This is a genomic window from Ignavibacteriales bacterium, assembly GCA_016709765.1.
Classification (GTDB): Bacteria; Bacteroidota; Ignavibacteria; order Ignavibacteriales; family Ignavibacteriaceae; genus IGN3.
The window spans coordinates 534,411-554,645 of record JADJMD010000012.1 but is presented as its reverse complement, the minus strand read 5'-3'; the positions used below and the strand labels follow the sequence as shown (position 1 = coordinate 554,645).

Sequence of the window (20,235 nt, the reverse complement as noted above, 5' to 3'; positions counted from 1 at the left end):
TTGGAGTTATTATGATAGAAGAAAAAATTAGACAACTTGGTTTTGAAGTTCCTGAAGTTGCAAAACCTTTGGCTGCATACATACCAGCAAAGCAAGTCGGCAATCTTATAATGACTTCAGGCCAAGTGCCTTTAGTAAAAGGTATTATAAATTATGCTGGCAAAGTTGGCAAAGATTTAACAGAAGAAGAAGGACAGAAAGCTGCAGAAATTTGTGCATTAAATTGTCTTGCTGCAATAAAAGGGGTGATCGGTAATCTTGACAAGATTATTGAAGTTGTAAAGCTAACTGTTTTTGTTGCAAGTGCAGAAAACTTTACGTCTCAGCCAAAAGTTGCAAATGGTGCTTCAGAATTGATTGGAAAAATATTTGGTGATGCAGGAAAGCATGTTCGCAGTGCTGTTGGTGTTACAGCACTTCCACTTAACGCATCAGTTGAAATTGAAATGATTGTAAGAATAGATTAATTAAAAATCAATCTTATGTAGATTGCAGCCAATTTGAAATTAATTTTGTGCCATGCGGAGTTAGTATTGATTCTGGATGAAACTGAATTCCTTCGACTGAAAAAGTTTTATGACGGATTCCCATAATTATTCCATCATTGGTATACGCGGTAATTTCAATTTCATTTGATAAAGATTCTTTTTCAACAATAAGAGAGTGGTAACGCATTACATCAGTGTTTTGAGGAATATCTTTAAATAACTTTTTATTATCGTGTAAAATTTTAGAAGTTTTTCCGTGAGCAGGCTTATCAGCTTTTATAACTTTACCGCCAAAAACTAAAGCTATAGCTTGATGTCCAAGACAAACTCCAAGTATTGGAATTCTTTCACCAAATTCTTTAATTATTTCTAAAGAAATTTTAGAATCTTCTGGTTTCTTAGGTCCAGGTGAAATTAATATTTTATCCGGATTTCCTTTTAATATTTCTTTCAAAGATAATTCATCATTTCTTTTTACAATAACCTTGCAATTAAGCGCACCAAGTTGCTGAACAAGGTTAAAAGTAAAGGAATCATAATTATCCACTACTAATATTTTCATAGAATCAAAATAAATAAAAAATATTGATTGAAATAATCAGAATTAATGAGGAAATTAGCATAGTTGATCGTCTAAAGTATTGTTAGTTTCATTGACATTAACCCGATATTTCTATAAAATCGTTTAGAAAAATTTAAGAAAATTATGAAAAAGTATTTATTTGTATTTGTTGTGCTAATATCCATTTCCATCAATGCCCAGTTTAAAGATCCAGTATTTGAAACCGATAGGCCAAAAGATGGAATAATGAACAATTCATCTAATTCATTATTTGGATTTATTAATCCTGATAATTTTAGTATGCATCATTCTTTCGGATTATCTTACTCAACTTTTGCGGGGCAGGGAATGAGTTTGGCAACTTACACAAATAGTATGATGTATAAATTTTCAGACAAAATGAACTTACAGTTGGATGCAAGTTTTGTTACAAGTCCTTACAGTTCATTAGGCAAAGAATTTCAAAATTCGATTCAAGGAATTTATGTAAGTAAAGCCGCTTTCAATTTTCGTCCTTGGGATGATGTATCTATTTCTATTCAATACAGAAACATACCAAATTACTTCTATGATCCATTTAACAGGTATAATGGATTTTATGGTAATTCATTTAACGATGGATTTTTCGGCTCAGGTTATAATTCCTTTAGGTACTAATCGCAGGAATTATTTTGCAGGAAAAAGAGAATAAAGATAAAAGCATTTCAATAAATTCAGGCTCAGAAAAAAATACAAACCTTTTCTTTATAATTGCATCAGCAATCCTAACTTTGTTTGCAGTTTTCTTATTATACTCAGTTTTGGATAAAACAGGGCTAATTGCTTCAAAAGATAACCAAAATACAAAACCGCAGAATGTTCAACAGTTAATTCAAGTTGAAGTCTTAAACGGCTGCGGTGTAACGGGAGTTGGAGATGGCTTAACAAATATTCTTAGAGCCAAGGGCATTGATGTTGTTAAGACGGGTAATTATAGATCATTTGATATCGATAATACGTTTATAATTGATCGACTAGGAAAAACTGAAACTGCAAACCGAGTTGCAGATTCTTTAAATCTTGATAAGAGGTTTATTATTACTGAAAAAAATGCAAGCTATTTCTTAGATCTTACTATTGTAATTGGAAAAGACTATAAAAATTATTTTCAAAAAAGCGGGAGCTAATATTGGATTCAAAATTATTTGCTGAAAAAATTGCTGATCTTATTTTTAATAAAAAAGGCTATGATGTTAAAATTCTAGATTTACGCCACGTTGCTACATTTTCTGATTTTTTTGTTATTTGTTCTGCCGATTCAGATACGCAGGTTAAGGCAATCGCTGATGAAGTTGATAAAAGTTTAAGGGATGAAGGAATTAAATGTTGGCATAAAGAAGGTTACACTGCACTTACCTGGATTCTTCTTGATTATGTTGACGTGGTTGTTCATGTATTTAAGAAAGATGCACGCGAGTTTTATAACATTGAAAAACTCTGGGGTGATGCCCCGACTGTTGAAGTTGTTGATCCTGCTTTAAGAAAAAAAACTGTTAAGCCAAAGGCTAAAATAACAGCTAAATCAGCAACAAAGACACCTAAAAAAAAGACTACAAAATAATTTATCATTTAATATAAGTTAGTTTCATTTGAAAGAATATCTCTACTCCGCATTTAAAGAGGCTGAAAACAAAATCCCTCAACTGAAAGAAATCCCAATCTCATTTGATATTCCAAAATTAATAGAACATGGTGATTTGTCTAGCAACGTAGCGATGCTGCTTACCAAAACCCTTAAAAAAAATCCAAGAGCAATAGCCCAAGAGATTATTGATTCATTGGATATTGAAGAATCTATCATTGCAAAAACAGAAATTGCGGGACCAGGGTTTATTAATTTTTTCTTCACGCCAGCTTATGTTTCTAAAATTATTCGGGAAATTCTTGATAAAAAAGAAAATTTTGGAAAATCGACTAAGTACAAAGGTAAAAGGGCTAATGTTGAGTTTGTTTCTGCCAACCCTACAGGACCTTTAACTGTTGGGCACGGAAGAAATGCGGTAGTAGGCGATACCGTTGCAAATCTGCTTGAGTGGGTTGGTTATGATGTTGATAGAGAATATTATTTTAACAATGCTGGTAGGCAAATGCGGGTATTGGGTGATTCAGTAAAATTACGTTACCTTGAAGCATTAGGTAATAAAGTTAATTTTCCTGAAGATTACTATCAAGGAGATTACATTAAAGATATTGCTATGCAATTGTTTATTAAGCATGGTAATAGATTATCTGATGATGATCCTGAATCCATATTTAAAGATACTGCGGAGCAGGAAATCTTTTTTGATATTAAGAAATCTTTAACAAATCTTGGAATAAATCATAAAATATTTTTTAATGAAAATACTTTGTATGAAGACGGAAAGATTAATAAACTTTTAAGAACATTTAAAGAAAAAAATCTTTCTTACGAAAAGGATAATGCTGTTTGGTTAAAACTTTCTGAACTTGGACAAGCAGAAGATAAAGTAATTGTTAAAAATACTGGTGAGCCAACCTATCGTCTGCCTGATATTGCATACCATGCTGTTAAACTTGATCGTGGTTATGATTTATTGGTTGATCTTTTTGGGTCAGACCACAATGCAACATATCCAGATGTAATGGCAGGGTTAAATGCGATAGGTTATGACGCTTCAAAAATAAAAGTTTTAATTCATCAGTTTGTTACGATTATGGATGGCGGAGAAGTCGTAAAAATGTCCACAAGAAAAGCTAACTATATAACGTTGGATGAATTGAATGAAGAAGTTGGAAAAGACGTTGTTAGATACTTCTTTAATATGCGTAATGTAAATTCCCACATGATTTTTGATCTAGCGGTTGCTAAAAAACAATCTGATGAAAACCCGGTTTTCTATCTCCAGTATGCTCATGCACGTATAAGTTCAATTCTTAGAAGGGTAAAAGAAGAACATCTTGAAGTCTCGACTGGTAATTTAGATTTGCTAATACATGAAGATGAACAAGCGTTACTAAAAGTGCTTCACAATTTTAAAGAAGAAGTTTTTAACAGTGCAGAGAATTTAGAAACACATAAACTTTGTACATATTTGTACGATTTAGCAGGTGCTTACCACAAATTTAACCGGTCTTGTAGAATATTAGGGAGTGAAAGAAATCTGGCTGAAGCAAGATTAGCATTAGCATATGCAGCGATGATTGTTATAAAAAATGGATTAAGTATTCTTGGAGTTTCTGCACCTGAACAAATGTAAATCAATCAGCAATTGCAATTGATGCAGCATAAATTTTATTTGCGCCAGCTTCCAAAAGAATTCTGCCGCACTCAGAAATCGTTGCCCCCGTAGTAATTACATCATCTAACAATAAAATAGATTTTCCCACGACAGTATTTTTCTTATTTATTTTAAATGCGTTTGAAATATTTTCTTCGCGTTCATTTAGATTCATTTTTGTTTGGGATTCTGTGTACTTGATTCTTTTTACAATTTGATCTGATACTTTTGTAATGAGTATTTGGTTTACACCTTTTGCAATATAATAGGCTTGATTGTATCCGCGCTCTGCTTTTTTTAATTGATGCAATGGAATTGGAATAACTAATTCAATCTTTAAATCAGGTTTTGAAGTTTTGATTGCGTAGGCCAAAACTTTACCAAGAAAAATTCCAACTCGAAATTTCTTCTGATATTTTAATGAATGAATTGCGTGCTGAAGTTCTTTGTCTTTTTCAAAAACAAATGGTGCATAAAAATCAGAGATGATATTTTTGCCCGCAAATTTTCTATTAAACTCACGCTGTAATCTATCTTGGGTGGATCTTTGAATTTTAGCGAAGCAATCACTACACATTGTGTCTTGATCTAAGCCAAGTTTATTTCTACAGGAACAACAAAATCTTGGAAGTACAAAATCAACCAAGCTATTTGAAAAATATTTTGTTGCCCCCAAAAAACTCATAGCATTCCTGCTCGTTTGCGGATAAACCATTCAGTAGCAAAAAGCAGAATAACAATTATCAACAACCATTCATCAGACCAAAGTCTTATTTCTGAAGTTAATAACTTTTCTTTTGAAGCATTTGCATTTAGTGTACTAAGTGTATTTAAAAGTTCGGTAAATTTATTTGGACTAAAATATTTGCCGTTTGTTTGAGTAGCTAATAAATTTAAAAATTCAAAGTTCATTCTATTATCAATCATCTCAATATCTATCTCACCAACATTAAACGATCCTTTATCTTCACCTAAATACTTCCCATTAATTGAGGCACTTCCGGTAAAATAATAATCTCCATTAATTTCAGGTGAAAATTTTTGCTCATATAATCCACCGCCAATGGAGGATAGGTTTATAGATGTTTTAAAATCTTTGCTGTTGATTTGTAGTTTTACTTCAGCATCATTTACAGGATTAAAAGATTCATCGTAAACTTGTGCAGAAAATTCAACAATTTCACCGGATGAATAAATTTTCTTTGAAGTTTTTATTCTAACTTTTTTCTGATCATCAGGGGCATTTAACCATCGAGCTGAGCTTAAAACGAAATTATCAAACAGATTCAAGCTCTTTGAGGCAGTTTGTAATTTCCATTTCCAAATATCTTTTCCAATGATAGAAAATGATCTCTTCGAACCCAAGTTTCTGCTTACAATTAATGGATTGTTTCTAGGTTGATTATTTACCCGAACTTTAGACAGTAGCTTACTTTCTGGATTGAGAGAAATTGATATAATAGGTTGAGGAATTGGGGGCAGATTATTCCAGTCATTTACGGAGTTATTCTGTAAAACCGGATTGCTTAACTCATCAAGTTGCACATCTGGCTGAACTTGTAAATAATTTTTATCCATCATTTGAATAGAAAATGGCAGAAGACTACGAATGCGGTTCAACTTACTTAGATCAACTTCTCCTGAAAGCAAAAGAAAAAAAGGGGTGTTCTTATTTTCTAATTTATTCTTTAATTGTGTAACAAAATTATCGCTTGTTAGTCTTGTTGGAAATTCAATAAGATAAATTATATCCGCACTATCAAGTTTGGATTGAGGATTTTGTTCAAGAAAATTGCCTGCGACGATTTGAGTTAACGTATTAACTTGAAGATTTTCATCAGTATTAAGAGAATTTTTTATAAAGGTTAAATCAGCGGATGGACTTCCAGCAATGAGTAAAATGTTAATTTTATTACTTAAAACATTTATGTAAAAAACTTTTTTATTATTTAGATATGTTGACTCACCATCCTGATTACTCATTTTGAGTGTTAGTTTTTTTTCTCCGCTTTGCTTAGGTGTGTAATCAAGAGAGATTGAATTAACACCACTTGCGTCTAAAATTATATTCTTTTGTTGGTGCAATTGTGAATTTTCATAAAGTGAAACCTGTGATGTTTTGCCTGAAAAACCTTTATTCAAAATAGTTGCAAGAATTGTTGTGGGAGTTTCTGCATATATAAATTCATTATTAATTACATTTTTAACCTCAACATCATTCTTTCTTGCACTATCACCAATACCTACAGTGAAAACTGGTATCCCAAGTTTTTCGGCACTATAAATAGGAGTTGAACCTTCTGTTATGACTCCATCTGATATAATTGTAATAGAAGAAATATTGTTTTCAGTTTGATTAATGTTCGAGAAGATTTTTGAGAAATCAGAAGCTGTTTCTGAAAAATCTAGCTTAGATAAACTATCTGAAACAACTTGCTTCACAGATGATCCAAACGAGTAAAATTGTTTAGTGCCGTTTAATGAATATGAATTTGTTTGATCCATTAAACTTTTTATTTCTTCAATTCGATTTGTGCCATCCTTTATTCTAATTGATTTGCTGTTATCAAAAAAGAATAGATTTAATGGATTTAAAATATTTTTCTTTGTAAGTGTTAACACAGGTTCAAAGAAAATAAATAGTAAGAGTGCTAAAGCTAAAGAACGCAGTAACGTTAAAATTGCTCTTTTTAATTTTGAGACAGGCGGAAGTGTGAATCTGTAAATGTAAAAAGAATAAGCAGATAACAATATCAATGCGATAAAAAAGTAGACGGAATTAAATGAAAAACTTAAATCTATTTTTTCAAATCCAAACATTAAAAATTCAGCTTTCCTTTAATTACTGTAATTGCGTTTCCCGAAATAGTTAATTCATTTTTATTTGAATTAAAATTCACATCTACTCTTCCTTTTCTACCTAAAACATCTCCCTGTTCTATTGTCATCGGTGTATCATTTACATAATTATTTATTAAACCGAGTTTAATCAACACAAGCAATAATGGGCCGCAAGCTGAACCTGTGACTGGATCTTCATCGATTCCGTGATAAGGTGCAAAAAATCTTAAATGTGCCGAAGAATTATCTTCTATTGTTTCAGTTGTAAAAACTGCTATATCAAAAAACTCTTTTTTATTTTCGCTCAACTCCGTTAACAATTTAAAATCAGGTTTGATATGAAAAAGTGAATTTAAAGTATTAACAAAAATGAAAAGATAACCGTTATCAAGCAGAATAAAAGGTAAATCGGAAACATCAACTCTATTAATTCCAAGTGCATTTAAAATCTCTTCTTTGCAACCATCAAATTCAGTTAATTGCGGAGTCGGTATTTGCATAAAATACTTACCCTTTTCAACTGAACAATTAATTATTCCGGAAAGAGTTTCAAAAGTTACCTTTTGTTTATCAGAAAGAAGTCCTTTTTTTAAGAGATAATGAAGTGAAGCGATTGTGGCGTGTCCACACAAAGCAACCTCTTTGGTTGGTGTAAACCATTGAAGTTTATAATCCGCAATACTTGATTTGCTAATAAAAGCAGTTTCAGAAAGATTCATTTCTTTAGCAATCATCTGCTTTTCATTTTCAGAAAGATTGTTTGACAAAGTTACCCCGGCCGGATTACCCAGGAATGCTTTCTTAGTAAAAGCATCTATTTGAAAAATCTCAATCTCTTTTGCCATTAAGCAGATTCTCAATTTTCCATTCTTTCATTTTATCAAAAGTTTGATAATCAGAAAGATCAAAATGAATAGGTGATACAGAAACATAATTATTTTTTATGGCGGCTTGATCCAAATCTATTGATTTATCAACATCCATTAAATTTCCGGTAAGCCAATAATAATTTCTGCCATATGGGTCAATTCGCATTTCGTAAATATCATCCCACTTAGATTTTCCCTGCTTTGTTACTAACATACCCTTGATTTCTTTTTCCGGTAAGTTTGGAACGTTAACATTTAACATTGTTCCAATTGGTAAGCCGCGCTTGTAAACTTCTTCTGATAGAACTTTTGCAACATTAGACGCAAAAGAAAAATCTAAAACCTGATGACTAGCCACAGAAATTGCTATTGAAGGGACATCCATTATTGCCGCTTCACGTGCAGCGGAAACTGTTCCCGAATAAATTATATTTATTGCAGTGTTTGATCCATGATTGATTCCCGATACTACCAAATCAGGGGGAGAAGGCATTAAATTACGCATACCAATTTTTACACAATCAGCAGGAGTTCCATCAATTGCGTAACCAAAAAATTTACCATTTTTTTGATATTCAAAAACTCTCAATGGTGTTTGCATTGTTATTGCGTGACCAACCGCGCTTTGTTCTTTATGCGGTGCAACAACGGTTACATCTGCAATAGACTTCAAAGATTCTACTAAAGCAAAAATTCCTGCTGAATCAATTCCGTCATCATTTGATACTAAAATTTTCAATTAAAGGCTCCCTAATAATTTGTTTAACGAATAAAAATTTGTAGAATCTATTTATTTAGATTTCTGATCCTTGATAAACTCTGCGATCAATTTATGTCCATCCTCAGAAAAATGAATTCCATCTCCCCAAAGATAATATTTATTAGAGGTTTTAATATGATCTTTGAAAGCAAAAGCACAGTCGATTAATTCAACATCAATAGAATCCAAATTGGCTTTTATTAATTTTTGAGGTTCAAAGAATGCAGGTTTACCGAGATTTCTTATTTGATATTCATACGGAAGAAGTATAATTGAGATTGGAATATTTTTTGTCTGACATTTTAAGATTACCTCTCTCAGATCTTTCATAGCTGATATGAAAAAAGGATTGTCGCTTACATAAAATTGATTGTCATACTGGTAGTATGCTTTAGGCCTGTCGCTGAAAAGATTCTTAATAAAAATGTATGCTTTGGAATTTCTACTTAATTGATAGACTATATCAAATAAAAAATCTCCCGCTGAAAATGCTGGTGCATTTTTATCAGGGTAGTTGGAATAGATATCATTCAATGTCCAATATATCTGAACCGCATTAATTCTTAAGCCTGTCATATTATTGGATAAGAAAAAATCAGAAATAGTATAATAGTCTTCTGAAGAATATCCCATTAATGAAGGATTTAAATAATCAATTGTGTCTGATTCTGAATTTAAAATTCCTGTAAAAGTCGAATCATTACCTACACCAAGCCCCATTGTAACCGAATCCCCAAGAATCAATATTTTTCTTGAATCTTTCGAGACGCTCCTTTTATAATTCCAGCATCTAAACTTATTAGTCAACTTGAAAGCACCATTAGAAAAACCACTAGCATTCGGTTTCAAACCAGGTGAATTAGCATATACTGAATCAGTGTAGAGTGATGTAGAAGTTCCTGCTAGTTTAATTTCTGGAATTAAAATTCTTATACACAATTCTAAAAACAGAAAAAGTAGAGTAATAACAATTATATTAAAAAACAGAACCTTAAAATACTTGAATATTTGAAGCCGCATAAAACCTGTTCAAAAATAATAATTTATTAAACCTTATTCGAAATTAATTGATTGTACTAACACATCCCAATTATTTTAATGTAATTGATAACTTATCTTTCTGTAAATTTGTTTGTAATAAATGTACATACTTAAACCACACATATTTGAAAAATATCCGGAAATTATTTTTGGGTTTAGCACAAAAATTTCATCCGATTGTAAAGCGCCGTACTACTTTAATCTATCTTACTCTGTCGGAGATGATAAGGATACAGTTGATAAAAACAGAGGAGATTTTTTTAAATCGTTGGGACTATCTGTTGACAATGTTGGTTATCAAAGACAAATCCATTCCGATATTATTCAGGTTATTGGATGTGGCGGCGACAATGGCGCAAGTGATGCGTTAATTACTGATAAAAAAAATCTTGGAATTGCAATCGCCGTTGCAGACTGTACTCCAATATTTATTTATGATAAAAAGAATAAAGTGATTGCAGCGGTTCATTCCGGTTGGAAGGGTACAGAACAAAAAATATTATTAAAAACTCTCCTTAAACTTCACGATGAATTCAAATCTAATCCGGAAAATATGATTTGCTACATAGGTCCATCAATCTCAAAAGCAAATTATGAAGTTGGAAGTGAAGTTGCAGAATTGTTTGATAAGTCTTTTTCAAAACCAAACGGCAAAAAGTTTTTATTAGATGTTAGCGGAATTAATTATAATATTTTAAAGAATTTTGGTATACCAGAAAATCAAATACAAAAATCAAAGCTGTGTACTTTTGAATATGAAAATTTGCTGCATTCATATCGTAGAGATGGAAATCTTTCAGGAAGATCAATTGGAGTAATTGCAATTAAAGAATGAGATCAACACCACTTAAAATAATATTAGTTTATGTTTTGCTCTGCTTGATTTGGGGATCAACGTGGCTTGCGATAAAAGCAAGTTTGGAATCATTGACTCCATTTATCTCACTTGGTTCACGATTTACGTTTGCTTCGCTTTTCATTGTAATTTTAATGAAATTACGTGGAATCTCATTGCAGAAGGATAAAGAATCAATACGTCTTTATTTGTTGATGGGATTTATGTCATTTATAATTCCATTTGGTCTAGTTTATTGGGCAGAGCAATTTGTACCGTCAGGTTTAGCTTCTGTATTGTTTGCAGTTTATCCATTTTTTGTTGCTTTATTTTCTTTTTATCGGATGCCAGCAGAGACGATTGGTAAACTAAAAATATTTGGAATGAGTTTAGGATTTTTTGGAATCATTGTGATTTTTTCGGATTCATTTACGGCTGATTTTTCAAATCTGTTTCTGGGAATGATTGCTGTTGTGTTGAGCGGAATAATACAAGCTTGGATTGCTGTTACGCTAAAAAAATCCGGAAAGCATTTAAACCCACTTTCTATGAATTTTATTCCAATGCTGATTGCTGGATTTTCCGGTTTGCTTTTCGGGTTTTTAACTGAAGATTTATCAAAAATAAAAATTGATGATACAGCAATAATTTCTGTTCTTTATCTTGCATTCTTCGGTAGTGTAGTTACCTTTACTTCTTTTTACTGGTTGATGAAAAAAATAAATGTTGTTCTGCTTTCACTGATTGCTTTTATTACGCCCATTGTTGCACTTTTACTTGGTTGGATATTTTACAAAGAAGTTTTAACAACCGAGCACATAATTGGCAGCATTTTAGTTTTGATTGGATTATTATTTGCAAATCTTCAACCATTCATCTCCAAAAAACAGTTAAAATATAAGACAAACAATTAATTATTTAATGTTTAATTTTAAATAGAAAAAATAGGTTAGTTTGATGCAAAATATTATCAGAATAAAGCGCGCAACTTTTTACGGTTATCATGGCGTTATGAGCGAAGAGCAAAGTGTTGGTGGTAAGTTTGAAGCCGATGTTGACATCTATACAAACTTTATTGATGCTGCAAAAAAGGATTCGTTGAATCAGACAATCGATTACCATAAAGTTTATAAAGTATTGTATCATCTTGCACTTGAGCAAAAGTATTATTTGATTGAAGCTGTTGCAAATAAAATTGCTGATGAACTATTAATAAATTTTCTCGAAATCGAAAAAATTGCTGTTAGAGTTAGAAAAAATAATCCACCTTTAGGTGGAGTTGTAGATTGTGTTGAAGTTGAGATTATTAAAGAAAGAAAAGATATTTAAGAATTGAATAAGCAAGCATTTAATATCGCATTCATAGGTATTGGATCAAATGTTGGAAACAAAGCAAACAATATTAAATCAGCAATAAGATTAATAAATGTAATAGTGGAATCTAAGGTAGAAAAGGTTTCATCAATTTATAAAACGCTTCCGTTAGGAGACATTGAACAGGAAAATTATTTTAATGCCGTAGTAAAAATATCAACTAAATTAAATCCACACGAGTTATTTGCGGAATTAAAAAACATAGAACAAAAGCTCGGAAGAATAAAACGAGAAAAATGGGGCCCACGCGAAATTGATTTGGATATTTTATTCTATAATGATTTAATTATTTCCGATGAAATTATTACTTTACCACATAAAGGTATAATTTATAGGGATTTTGTACTAATTCCCTTATTTGAAATTGAACCCGATAAAGTTCATCCTGTTTTTAATAAAAAAATAGTTGATTTTGTTACAGATCTAAAGACAAAAAATATTATTAATAAAATAACTGAACCATTAACTACGGAAGAAAAATATCTTGGCATCGAATGAAGATATAAAGTTTATTGCAGTTGAAGGAGTAATTGGTGCTGGTAAAACTGCTCTTGCTAAAAAATTAAAAGCAAGATTAGAATCAAAATTGATTCTTGAGCAATTTGAGGCAAATCCATTTTTAGAAAATTTTTATAACGATAGAAAAAGATTTGCATTCCAAACTCAAATGTTTTTTCTGATTAACCGATTTAAGCAGCAGGAAGAACTAAATCAGGAAGATCTATTTACCAATTTTATTGTTTGTGACTACATCTTTGATAAAGATAAAATATTTGCATATTTAAATCTTTCCGCAGAGGAACTCAAGTTGTATGAAAATCTTTTTCCACTGCTATCTAGAAATTTAAGAAAGCCGGATTTAGTAATATATCTTCAATCCAGCCTTGATAGACTTATGTTTAATATTAAAAAACGCAGCAGATCAATAGAACGAAATCTTACTAGAAGTTATATTGAAGAATTAAGTAATGCCTATAATCATTTTTTCTTTAGATATAATTCTACTCCTCTTCTGATAGTTAATTCTACCGATATTGATTTTGTTAATAACGATGAAGACTTTGATGAATTATTCAGACAGATATTTAGAGAAGATCGTGGTGTATTTGAATACTTTAAACCTGAGAGTAAAAGTTTAAGTTAGAACTATGTTAAGGTTTATTTTATACTTCCTTTTGTTTATAATCTTATTTCGTACTGTTAGATCAGTTCTTGGTTATTTTTTTAAAAGTAGTACTGGTTCAACAACAAAAAATGAAGCACAAAAGAAAAAATCTAAATTTGAAAATGTTGAAGAAGCCAATTATATTGATATTAAACCTGAAGACGAAAAAAAGAATTAATTTATAATGGCTGGTAATTCATTCCAATCTAAGCTTCTGTACTCAATCCTACAAAAAATATTTGCAATAAAAGAAAATACTGACAAAAACCTTGGTGAAGTAAAAAGAATTCTAGTAATACGACAGCATAATCAGCTTGGCGATATGCTAGCAGGAATTTCTTTGTTTAGAGCACTAAAAGAAAAATATCCAAACTCGCATGTTACTCTCTTATCAAGTATCCAAAATTACCAGGGTGTTGTTAAAAGCAAATTTATTGATGAGTTGATCGTGTTTGATAAATCAAAACTTTTTAATCCAATTAATTTTATAGCTTTTCTAAAAAAAATTAGAAAACAATTTGATGTTGCGATTGTACCTGTAACGGTATCAATTTCTTTTACAAGTAATTTAGTTGCTCGCCTATCAAATAGTAAAATTAGAATCGGACCAAATTCGCTTGATGGAAGACCAAATAACAGTGCTTTCTTTTTTGATAGAAGAGTTAGTATAGATTGGCGAAAATTTCCTGATTCAAATGTTTCTGAACATATATTGGAAATTGTAAAACCATTTGGAATCGATACTAACAATTTAAATCCTGAAATTTATTTTGATAATTCTGATTTAAAAGAAGCTAGGCACTTTGTGTATGATATTGTAAAAGATTCTGAATCATTAATAATAGGCATACATGTGGGCGCAGGTAAGCCGGCTAACAGATGGTCACTTAAAAATTATTTAGAACTAATTGATAAGTTAAACAAAGAATACAGTTGTACATTTTATCTTACCGGATCTGATGCAGATAAAGATGAACTGGAATTTATTAACTTAAATACAAATAGTAAACTATATATGTTTGTTAATAAACAAATTCCTCTAGTTGCGGCTTTAATTTCAATATCAGATTTGTTTATAACTAATGATACAGGAATTATGCACGTTGCGGGTTCTACATCAACTCCGCAAATATCTTTGTTTGGACCAACCAATCCATTTAATTGGGCACCTTGCGGTAAAAATAAAATATTTCTGCGTAAATCAGATTTGATAGATGATGTTGAAGTAGAAGATGTATTTAATGTCTGTAAAGTTATCTTGAAAAAATAAAAATGATTATTCCTCCTAAAAGATTTGCTGCTATTGATATCGGAACTAACTCTTTTCATTTGATTATATCTGAATTAAATGATAGGGGAGAGTTAAAACTGTTGGACAAAGAAAGAGTGTTTTTAAGATTAGGGTCCGAGCTTGGTAAGGATCTTAGCCTTATCTCCGAGAAAGAAACCGATAAAGCCATCTCAGTTTTAAAAATTTTTTCAAGTCTCATTAAAAATTATAAAGCAAATGTAAGAGCGGTATCTACAAGTGCTGTAAGAGAAGCAAAAAATAAAGTTGAGTTTATTAAGACAATGTTTGATCAAACTGGAATAGAAATTGAAACTATCGAGGGAACAGATGAAGCAAATCTTATTTTTCTTGGGATGAAGAATGCTCTACCCATTGCCAATAAATCAGTTTTGGGAATTGATATTGGCGGAGGCAGTACAGAATTTATATACGGAGTAAATGGCTCTCCTATTTTTGCCGAGAGTGTAAAAGTTGGAGCGGTTAGATTGTCAAAAAAATTCTTTCCTGATTTTGTTATTACAGAATCAGCTATAACAGAGTGCAGTGAATATGTTGAGTGGCAAATAAGATCAAACCCTAAGATTAAAACGGATTTAGATTTTGATTTTGCGATCGGTTCATCGGGCACTGTTGATACAATTTGTTTGATAAAACAATCTAAAAATAAATCAAAGATCAAACCTAGATTAAATGGATATTCATTCGATAAATCAGAGTTTAATGAAATCTATTCATTTGTAATGGGTTTGAAAAAACCATCCGAAAGAATGAGCGTTCCTGGTATTGAAACTAAGCGTGCAGATATCATTCCCGCAGGTTTAATCATCTTAAAAAAAGCTTTTGAACTTTTTAATATAAAAAAAATACTTCTTTCAGAATATGCATTACGTGAAGGGGTTGTTTTTGATATGATTAACAAGGATAAATAGATGATTTACACTTTGTTTTAGCCACTATAGACAAATCTTTTTTAATACTAACTACCTAAGTATATTTGCACACTAATTATTAAGAGAATATGAATAACCTTCGAAATTTTTGCATTATTGCGCACATTGATCACGGTAAATCAACTATTGCCGATTGTTTACTTGAAACTACCGGCGTTGTATCTGCTCGAGAAGCTAAAGATCAAATTTTAGATGATCTTGAGCTGGAACGTGAACGCGGCATAACTATAAAATCCCACGCAATTCAAATGCACTATCGTGCAAAAGATAAACAGGAATATGTTTTAAATTTAATTGATACTCCTGGTCACGTTGATTTTACTTACGAAGTTTCACGATCACTTGCAGCCTGCGAAGGAGCAATTTTAGTTGTTGATGCTGCCCAAGGAGTTGAAGCTCAAACAATTAGCAATCTATATCTTGCCACTGATGCGGGATTAGAAATAATTCCGGTTATTAATAAAATTGATTTGCCAAGCGCTGAGATTGATAAAGTATCACACCAGATAATAGATTTAATTGGCTGCAACAAGGAAGATATAATTTTAGTCAGTGCAAAATCTAAAATCGGTATTGTTGAGTTGCTGGAAACTGTGATAGAAAGAATTCCACCTCCAAAGGGTGATCCAAATGCAGCCTTACAGGCTTTGATATTTGATTCGGTGTTTGATGCTTACCGCGGAGCGATTGCTTACGTTAGAATATTTCAAGGTACTTTAAAGACGAATGAAAAAATAAAATTCTTTAAGGTTCATAAAGAATCTGAAGCTGAAGAAATTGGAACTTTAGGATTAAAAAAAATTAAATCAAATGAACTATCTGCTGGTGATGTTGGATACTTGATTGCAGGTTTTAAAGATGTTCGCGATACTAAGGTAGGTGATACAATAACGCACGTTAGAAATGGTGCTATCGAACCGCTACCTGGTTACAAAGATGTAAAACCAATGGTTTACAGCGGGTTATATCCAACTGATTCTGATGATTTTGAAGATTTAAGAGACGCATTAGAGAAATTTTGCTTGAATGATTCTGCATTGATTTATCAACCTGAAACTTCTGCTGCTCTTGGTTTTGGATTTAGATGCGGATTTCTTGGTCTGCTTCATATGGAAATTGTTCAGGAAAGACTTTTGAGGGAACATGGTCAATCAATTATCACCACACTTCCAAACGTGGAATACGTAGTTTATACTAAAAAAGGTGAGAAGATTATTGTAGATAATCCAGCTGAAATGCCGCATGTTGGTAATATTGATCGAGTTGAAGAACCCTATATGAAGGCTCAAATTGTTACGCCGAGTGAATACGTTGGTAACATTATGAAAATTGCGATGGATAAACGAGGTACGTACATAAACACAACTTATTTAGATCCAACTCGTGCTGATCTTCAATTTGAATTTCCGCTTGCGGAAATAATTTTTGATTTTTACGATAAATTAAAATCATCAACTCGCGGCTATGCCTCCTTTGATTATGAATATATTGGCTATCGCGAATCTGATTTAGTCAAGCTGGATATACTATTAAATAGTGAGCCTGTGGATGCATTATCAATGATTGTACACAGAAGTAAATCTTTTGAGTGGGGAAGAAAAGTAAGTTCAAAACTTAAGGATTTAATTCCTCGACAGATGTTTGAAATAAATATTCAAGCGGCTATCGGTACAAAAGTAATTTCAAAATCGGTGGTAAAGGCATTAAGAAAAAATGTCCTTGCAAAATGTTACGGTGGCGATATTTCCCGAAAGAGAAAACTTTTGGAAAAGCAAAAAGAAGGTAAAAAACGTATGAAACAAGTTGGTAACGTTGAGATTCCTCAGGAAGCATTTTTAGCGGTATTACAAATAGATGAATAATATATAATAATCTAGAACTTTGTAAATGAAACGTTTATTAAAGATTCTTGTTTTAGTTTTAATTCTTGCGTTAGTTTTAAAAACATTTATAATAGATGCTTTTAAAATTCCAACCGGTTCTATGAAAAACACTTTATTGGTGGGTGATTTTTTACTAGTTAATAAAGCTGCCTACGCAATAGCTACACCACATCAGGTTCCTTTCACCGGTAATCGTTTGGCGAGAACAGAATTAATTTCCACTGGAAAACCAAAGTTTAATGAAGTCATAGCATTTGAAATTCCAGCTAATTATTATGATCCGGCTGATAGTGATTACTCTGTTTTGATTAAAAGGATTATTGGTTTGCCCGGCGACACAATAGAAATTAAAGACCAGATATTATACATCAATCATAAAATCTACCGCAATCCATCTTACATAAAATTAAATCTTGAAGAAAATCCAATAGAAAATGTTAACAAAAATCTTTTTCCTTATAACAATAAGTGGTCACTTGAAAACTACGGCCCGATTATTATTCCTAAAAAAGGAATGGAAGTAGACCTTGATCCCAAAAGCATATTACTATGGCAGAATGCTATCAATACAGATTATGGAAAAAAAGTTGTTAGTGTTGAAGGGACGGTTATTAATATTAATAATCAGCCAACCCGGGAATATGTATTTGCAAAAGATTATTATTTTGTATTAGGCGATAACCGAAAGAACAGCATAGACAGCCGCTATTTTGGATACATTCCAGAGGAATGGATAATTGGAAAAGCATTTATGATTTATTGGTCTCAAATGCCTGTTCAATCATCAGGTATATCTGATTATTTTGGTTCTATTAGATTTAGTCGATTGATGCAATCGATAGATTAAATATTTAGTTGGATAAATTTATAAGCTTGATATTGTTCCCTCGTTTTGTAGTTTTACGCAAAAAAAGATGCAATGAAGTACATACTAATACTTATTATAATATTATCAACTCAAGTTTTTACACAGCAGAAATACTTTATTTATTTTAACGATAAAGGAGCGGACAATCCCAAATCATTAAATAAAAATAGTGTTGCATATAGTCAAGCTTTACAGGATCTTTCACCCAAAGCTGTTGAACGAAGAATAAAAAATATGGGTGAAGATATTATTACCTACGACGATCTTCCAATAAACAAAAATTATATTGATGATATTGAAATTTATGGTGTTCACATAATTCGAAAACTTAATTGGTTTAATTCTGTTTCCGCATATTTAACATCCGGACAAATTGAATCTTTAAAATCACTCCCATTTGTAAAATCAATCGAACCAGTAAAAAAAATCTATTTTCAGAATGAAGTTTTTAATAATCCTGTACAGCAGTTATATAAAACATTAGATACAAATTATAGTTATGGTTCATCACTCAAACAGATGCAATTATCTGATGTCCCAAGCGTTCATTCAAAAAATATAAATGGTAAAAATGTTTTAATTGGAATTCTAGATTCCGGATTTGATTGGCAAAGGCATAATTCTTTAAAAGATAGAAATGTAATTGCAGAATATGATTTTATTTTTGATGATTCAGTTACCGCAAATCAATCCAGTGATATTACCGGTCAAGATAGTCATGGCACTTATGTGTTTTCAATTCTTGCTGGATTTGTAGATAGTATTTTAATTGGTCCAGCATTTAATTCATCGTTCATACTTGCAAAGACTGAAGATATACGGAGCGAAACCCACATTGAAGAAGATAATTATGCAGCAGCTTTAATTTGGATGGAATCCTTTGGTGTTGATATTACAACTAGCTCACTTGGATATAATACATTTGACTTAGGATATTCATATTCATACAATGATATGAATGGCAAAACTACCATTGTAACTAAAGCAGTTGAGTTAGCATTTGAACGAGGCGTTTCTACATTTGCTTCTGCAGGTAATGAAGGAAATGTTCCCTGGAAATACATTATTGCACCTGCTGATGGTTTCAACGTCATATCTGTCGGAGCAGTTGATGAATTTGGTAGTTTGGCGATTTTTAGCAGTCGTGGTCCAACATCCGATGGGAGGATAAAACCGGAAGTTGTTGCACATGGTGTTGATACTTATGGCGCGGTGTCTGGTACAAATAATGGTTACAAATTTGCTCGTGGAACTTCGGCAGCTGCTCCAATTGCCAGTGGTATTGGCGCTTTACTTTTATCTACACATCCACATTTAAAGAATACACAGATGAGAAATATTATTCTTGAGACTTCTTCAAATTCAATAAATCCAAATAATAATATTGGTTACGGAATTATATCTGCAAAGAATGCAATAGAATTTCCTAATCTTGAATTCAGAAATAATGGATTTATAATCCACAAAATAATCCTGGAAAATAATATAGACACTAATTCAGTAAGCGTAGTTTTTAAAATTGCTGATGATCTTTATCAACCATACCAAATGACTAAATCAGGAGATTATAATTTTACTTATTCTCTTCCCATAAGAAATATTGGCGACCATGTTGAATTTAATTTTATCTATACGGATAGTCTGAACATTAGTCATATATTTCCCCAATCCGGAAACTTCAAATTTAATTATGGCTCTAATATTATTTCGCTAAATTTAGATGTTCAAAGTTCATTAACTAATTCTGAAGTAAGCGATTTTTATCCTAACCCATTTATGCCTGCGGCAAATAAAACTACTAAGATAGATTTTGTATCACCGGGAAAAGAAATTTATAAAGTAATCTTAATTGATGGTTCAGGACAACAGGTAAAAGCAGTATCAGATATAACAGTACCCGGTATAAATTCGTTTAATTGGAACGGTTATTCTGATCGTGGTTACCTTTGTGCAAGCGGAGTTTATTATGCTTTAATTCAGGTTGGTAGCCAACATTTTGGAAAAAAACTTATCTTGCTTAAGTAGAAATT

The 20,235-nt window shown here is 31.6% G+C and carries 22 protein-coding genes; 16 read left to right on the top strand and 6 right to left on the bottom strand.

Annotation, left to right across the window (positions count from 1 at the left end; translation table 11 throughout):
• Positions 1-11 precede the first annotated feature (11 nt).
• Entirely contained in the window at positions 12-467 is a 456-nt protein-coding gene (locus IPJ23_08290) for a RidA family protein (GenBank protein MBK7630687.1), read from the top strand.
• A 13-nt stretch (positions 468-480) separates the two neighbouring features.
• Here the strand turns inward: IPJ23_08290 and IPJ23_08285 are convergent, their stop codons facing one another.
• The gene (locus IPJ23_08285) at positions 481-1,050 is read right to left on the bottom strand and encodes an aminodeoxychorismate/anthranilate synthase component II (GenBank protein ID MBK7630686.1); all 570 of its coding nucleotides are present in this window, start codon (positions 1,048-1,050) and stop codon (positions 481-483) included.
• Positions 1,051-1,194: 144 nt separating this feature from the next.
• Between IPJ23_08285 and IPJ23_08280 the strand changes: the two genes are divergently transcribed.
• The 4 genes from IPJ23_08280 to IPJ23_08265 are packed head-to-tail and all read left to right on the top strand — an operon-like array spanning position 1,195 to position 4,307.
• Positions 1,195-1,707 (top strand): hypothetical protein, encoded by a 513-nt coding sequence (locus IPJ23_08280; protein MBK7630685.1) that lies wholly within the window; start codon positions 1,195-1,197, stop codon positions 1,705-1,707.
• A 14-nt stretch (positions 1,708-1,721) separates the two neighbouring features.
• Positions 1,722-2,216 (top strand): LytR C-terminal domain-containing protein, encoded by a 495-nt coding sequence (locus IPJ23_08275; GenBank protein ID MBK7630684.1) that lies wholly within the window; start codon positions 1,722-1,724, stop codon positions 2,214-2,216.
• Positions 2,217-2,218: 2 nt separating this feature from the next.
• Positions 2,219-2,650: a ribosome silencing factor gene (rsfS, locus tag IPJ23_08270; protein MBK7630683.1), complete on the top strand. Its 432-nt coding sequence runs from the start codon at positions 2,219-2,221 to the stop codon at positions 2,648-2,650.
• A 28-nt stretch (positions 2,651-2,678) separates the two neighbouring features.
• Positions 2,679-4,307 (top strand): arginine--tRNA ligase, encoded by a 1,629-nt coding sequence (locus tag IPJ23_08265; GenBank protein MBK7630682.1) that lies wholly within the window; start codon positions 2,679-2,681, stop codon positions 4,305-4,307.
• Between the two features lies 1 nt (position 4,308).
• Here the strand turns inward: IPJ23_08265 and IPJ23_08260 are convergent, their stop codons facing one another.
• From IPJ23_08260 to IPJ23_08240, 5 genes are read right to left on the bottom strand one after another with little or no spacing between them, the layout of a single operon-like run.
• Entirely contained in the window at positions 4,309-5,013 is a 705-nt protein-coding gene (locus tag IPJ23_08260; protein MBK7630681.1) for a ComF family protein, read from the bottom strand.
• Positions 5,010-7,148 (bottom strand): hypothetical protein, encoded by a 2,139-nt coding sequence (locus tag IPJ23_08255; GenBank protein MBK7630680.1) that lies wholly within the window; start codon positions 7,146-7,148, stop codon positions 5,010-5,012. The genes IPJ23_08260 and IPJ23_08255 overlap by 4 nt, the downstream gene beginning before the upstream one ends.
• Positions 7,148-8,014 (bottom strand): PhzF family phenazine biosynthesis protein, encoded by an 867-nt coding sequence (locus IPJ23_08250; GenBank protein ID MBK7630679.1) that lies wholly within the window; start codon positions 8,012-8,014, stop codon positions 7,148-7,150. Before IPJ23_08250 ends, IPJ23_08255 begins: the two co-directional genes overlap by 1 nt.
• Positions 7,998-8,777, bottom strand: a complete 780-nt coding sequence (surE, locus tag IPJ23_08245) for a 5'/3'-nucleotidase SurE (protein MBK7630678.1) — start codon at positions 8,775-8,777, stop codon at positions 7,998-8,000. The genes IPJ23_08250 and surE overlap by 17 nt, the downstream gene beginning before the upstream one ends.
• Positions 8,778-8,828: 51 nt before the next feature.
• The gene (locus IPJ23_08240; protein ID MBK7630677.1) at positions 8,829-9,818 is read right to left on the bottom strand and encodes an SGNH/GDSL hydrolase family protein; all 990 of its coding nucleotides are present in this window, start codon (positions 9,816-9,818) and stop codon (positions 8,829-8,831) included.
• A gap of 121 nt (positions 9,819-9,939) precedes the next feature.
• Between IPJ23_08240 and pgeF the strand changes: the two genes are divergently transcribed.
• The 11 genes from pgeF to IPJ23_08185 all read left to right on the top strand — a co-directional run bounded on the left by pgeF (position 9,940) and on the right by IPJ23_08185 (position 20,230).
• Positions 9,940-10,674 (top strand): peptidoglycan editing factor PgeF, encoded by a 735-nt coding sequence (gene pgeF, locus IPJ23_08235; protein MBK7630676.1) that lies wholly within the window; start codon positions 9,940-9,942, stop codon positions 10,672-10,674.
• A complete protein-coding gene (locus IPJ23_08230) occupies positions 10,671-11,588 on the top strand; it encodes an EamA family transporter (GenBank protein ID MBK7630675.1) in 918 nt (305 codons plus the stop codon). The genes pgeF and IPJ23_08230 overlap by 4 nt, the downstream gene beginning before the upstream one ends.
• A 43-nt stretch (positions 11,589-11,631) precedes the next feature.
• On the top strand, positions 11,632-12,003 hold the full coding sequence (gene folB / locus IPJ23_08225; GenBank protein MBK7630674.1) for a dihydroneopterin aldolase: 372 nt from the start codon (positions 11,632-11,634) through the stop codon (positions 12,001-12,003).
• A 3-nt stretch (positions 12,004-12,006) separates the two neighbouring features.
• Positions 12,007-12,546 (top strand): 2-amino-4-hydroxy-6-hydroxymethyldihydropteridine diphosphokinase, encoded by a 540-nt coding sequence (folK, locus tag IPJ23_08220; GenBank protein MBK7630673.1) that lies wholly within the window; start codon positions 12,007-12,009, stop codon positions 12,544-12,546.
• Complete coding sequence (locus tag IPJ23_08215) at positions 12,533-13,192, top strand: deoxynucleoside kinase (GenBank protein ID MBK7630672.1); 660 nt, start codon at positions 12,533-12,535, stop codon at positions 13,190-13,192. Before folK ends, IPJ23_08215 begins: the two co-directional genes overlap by 14 nt.
• 4 nt (positions 13,193-13,196) lie before the next feature.
• Positions 13,197-13,391: a hypothetical protein gene (locus IPJ23_08210; protein ID MBK7630671.1), complete on the top strand. Its 195-nt coding sequence runs from the start codon at positions 13,197-13,199 to the stop codon at positions 13,389-13,391.
• A 6-nt stretch (positions 13,392-13,397) separates the two neighbouring features.
• Complete coding sequence (locus IPJ23_08205; protein MBK7630670.1) at positions 13,398-14,483, top strand: glycosyltransferase family 9 protein; 1,086 nt, start codon at positions 13,398-13,400, stop codon at positions 14,481-14,483.
• A 2-nt stretch (positions 14,484-14,485) separates the two neighbouring features.
• Positions 14,486-15,433, top strand: coding sequence for a hypothetical protein (locus IPJ23_08200; GenBank protein MBK7630669.1), 948 nt, complete (start codon positions 14,486-14,488; stop codon positions 15,431-15,433).
• 89 nt (positions 15,434-15,522) lie between these two features.
• Entirely contained in the window at positions 15,523-17,316 is a 1,794-nt protein-coding gene (gene lepA, locus IPJ23_08195; GenBank protein ID MBK7630668.1) for an elongation factor 4, read from the top strand.
• 25 nt (positions 17,317-17,341) lie between these two features.
• A complete protein-coding gene (lepB, locus tag IPJ23_08190; GenBank protein ID MBK7630667.1) occupies positions 17,342-18,184 on the top strand; it encodes a signal peptidase I in 843 nt (280 codons plus the stop codon).
• Between the two features lie 72 nt (positions 18,185-18,256).
• Entirely contained in the window at positions 18,257-20,230 is a 1,974-nt protein-coding gene (locus tag IPJ23_08185) for a S8 family peptidase (GenBank protein ID MBK7630666.1), read from the top strand.
• The last annotated feature ends 5 nt before the right edge of the window (positions 20,231-20,235 follow it).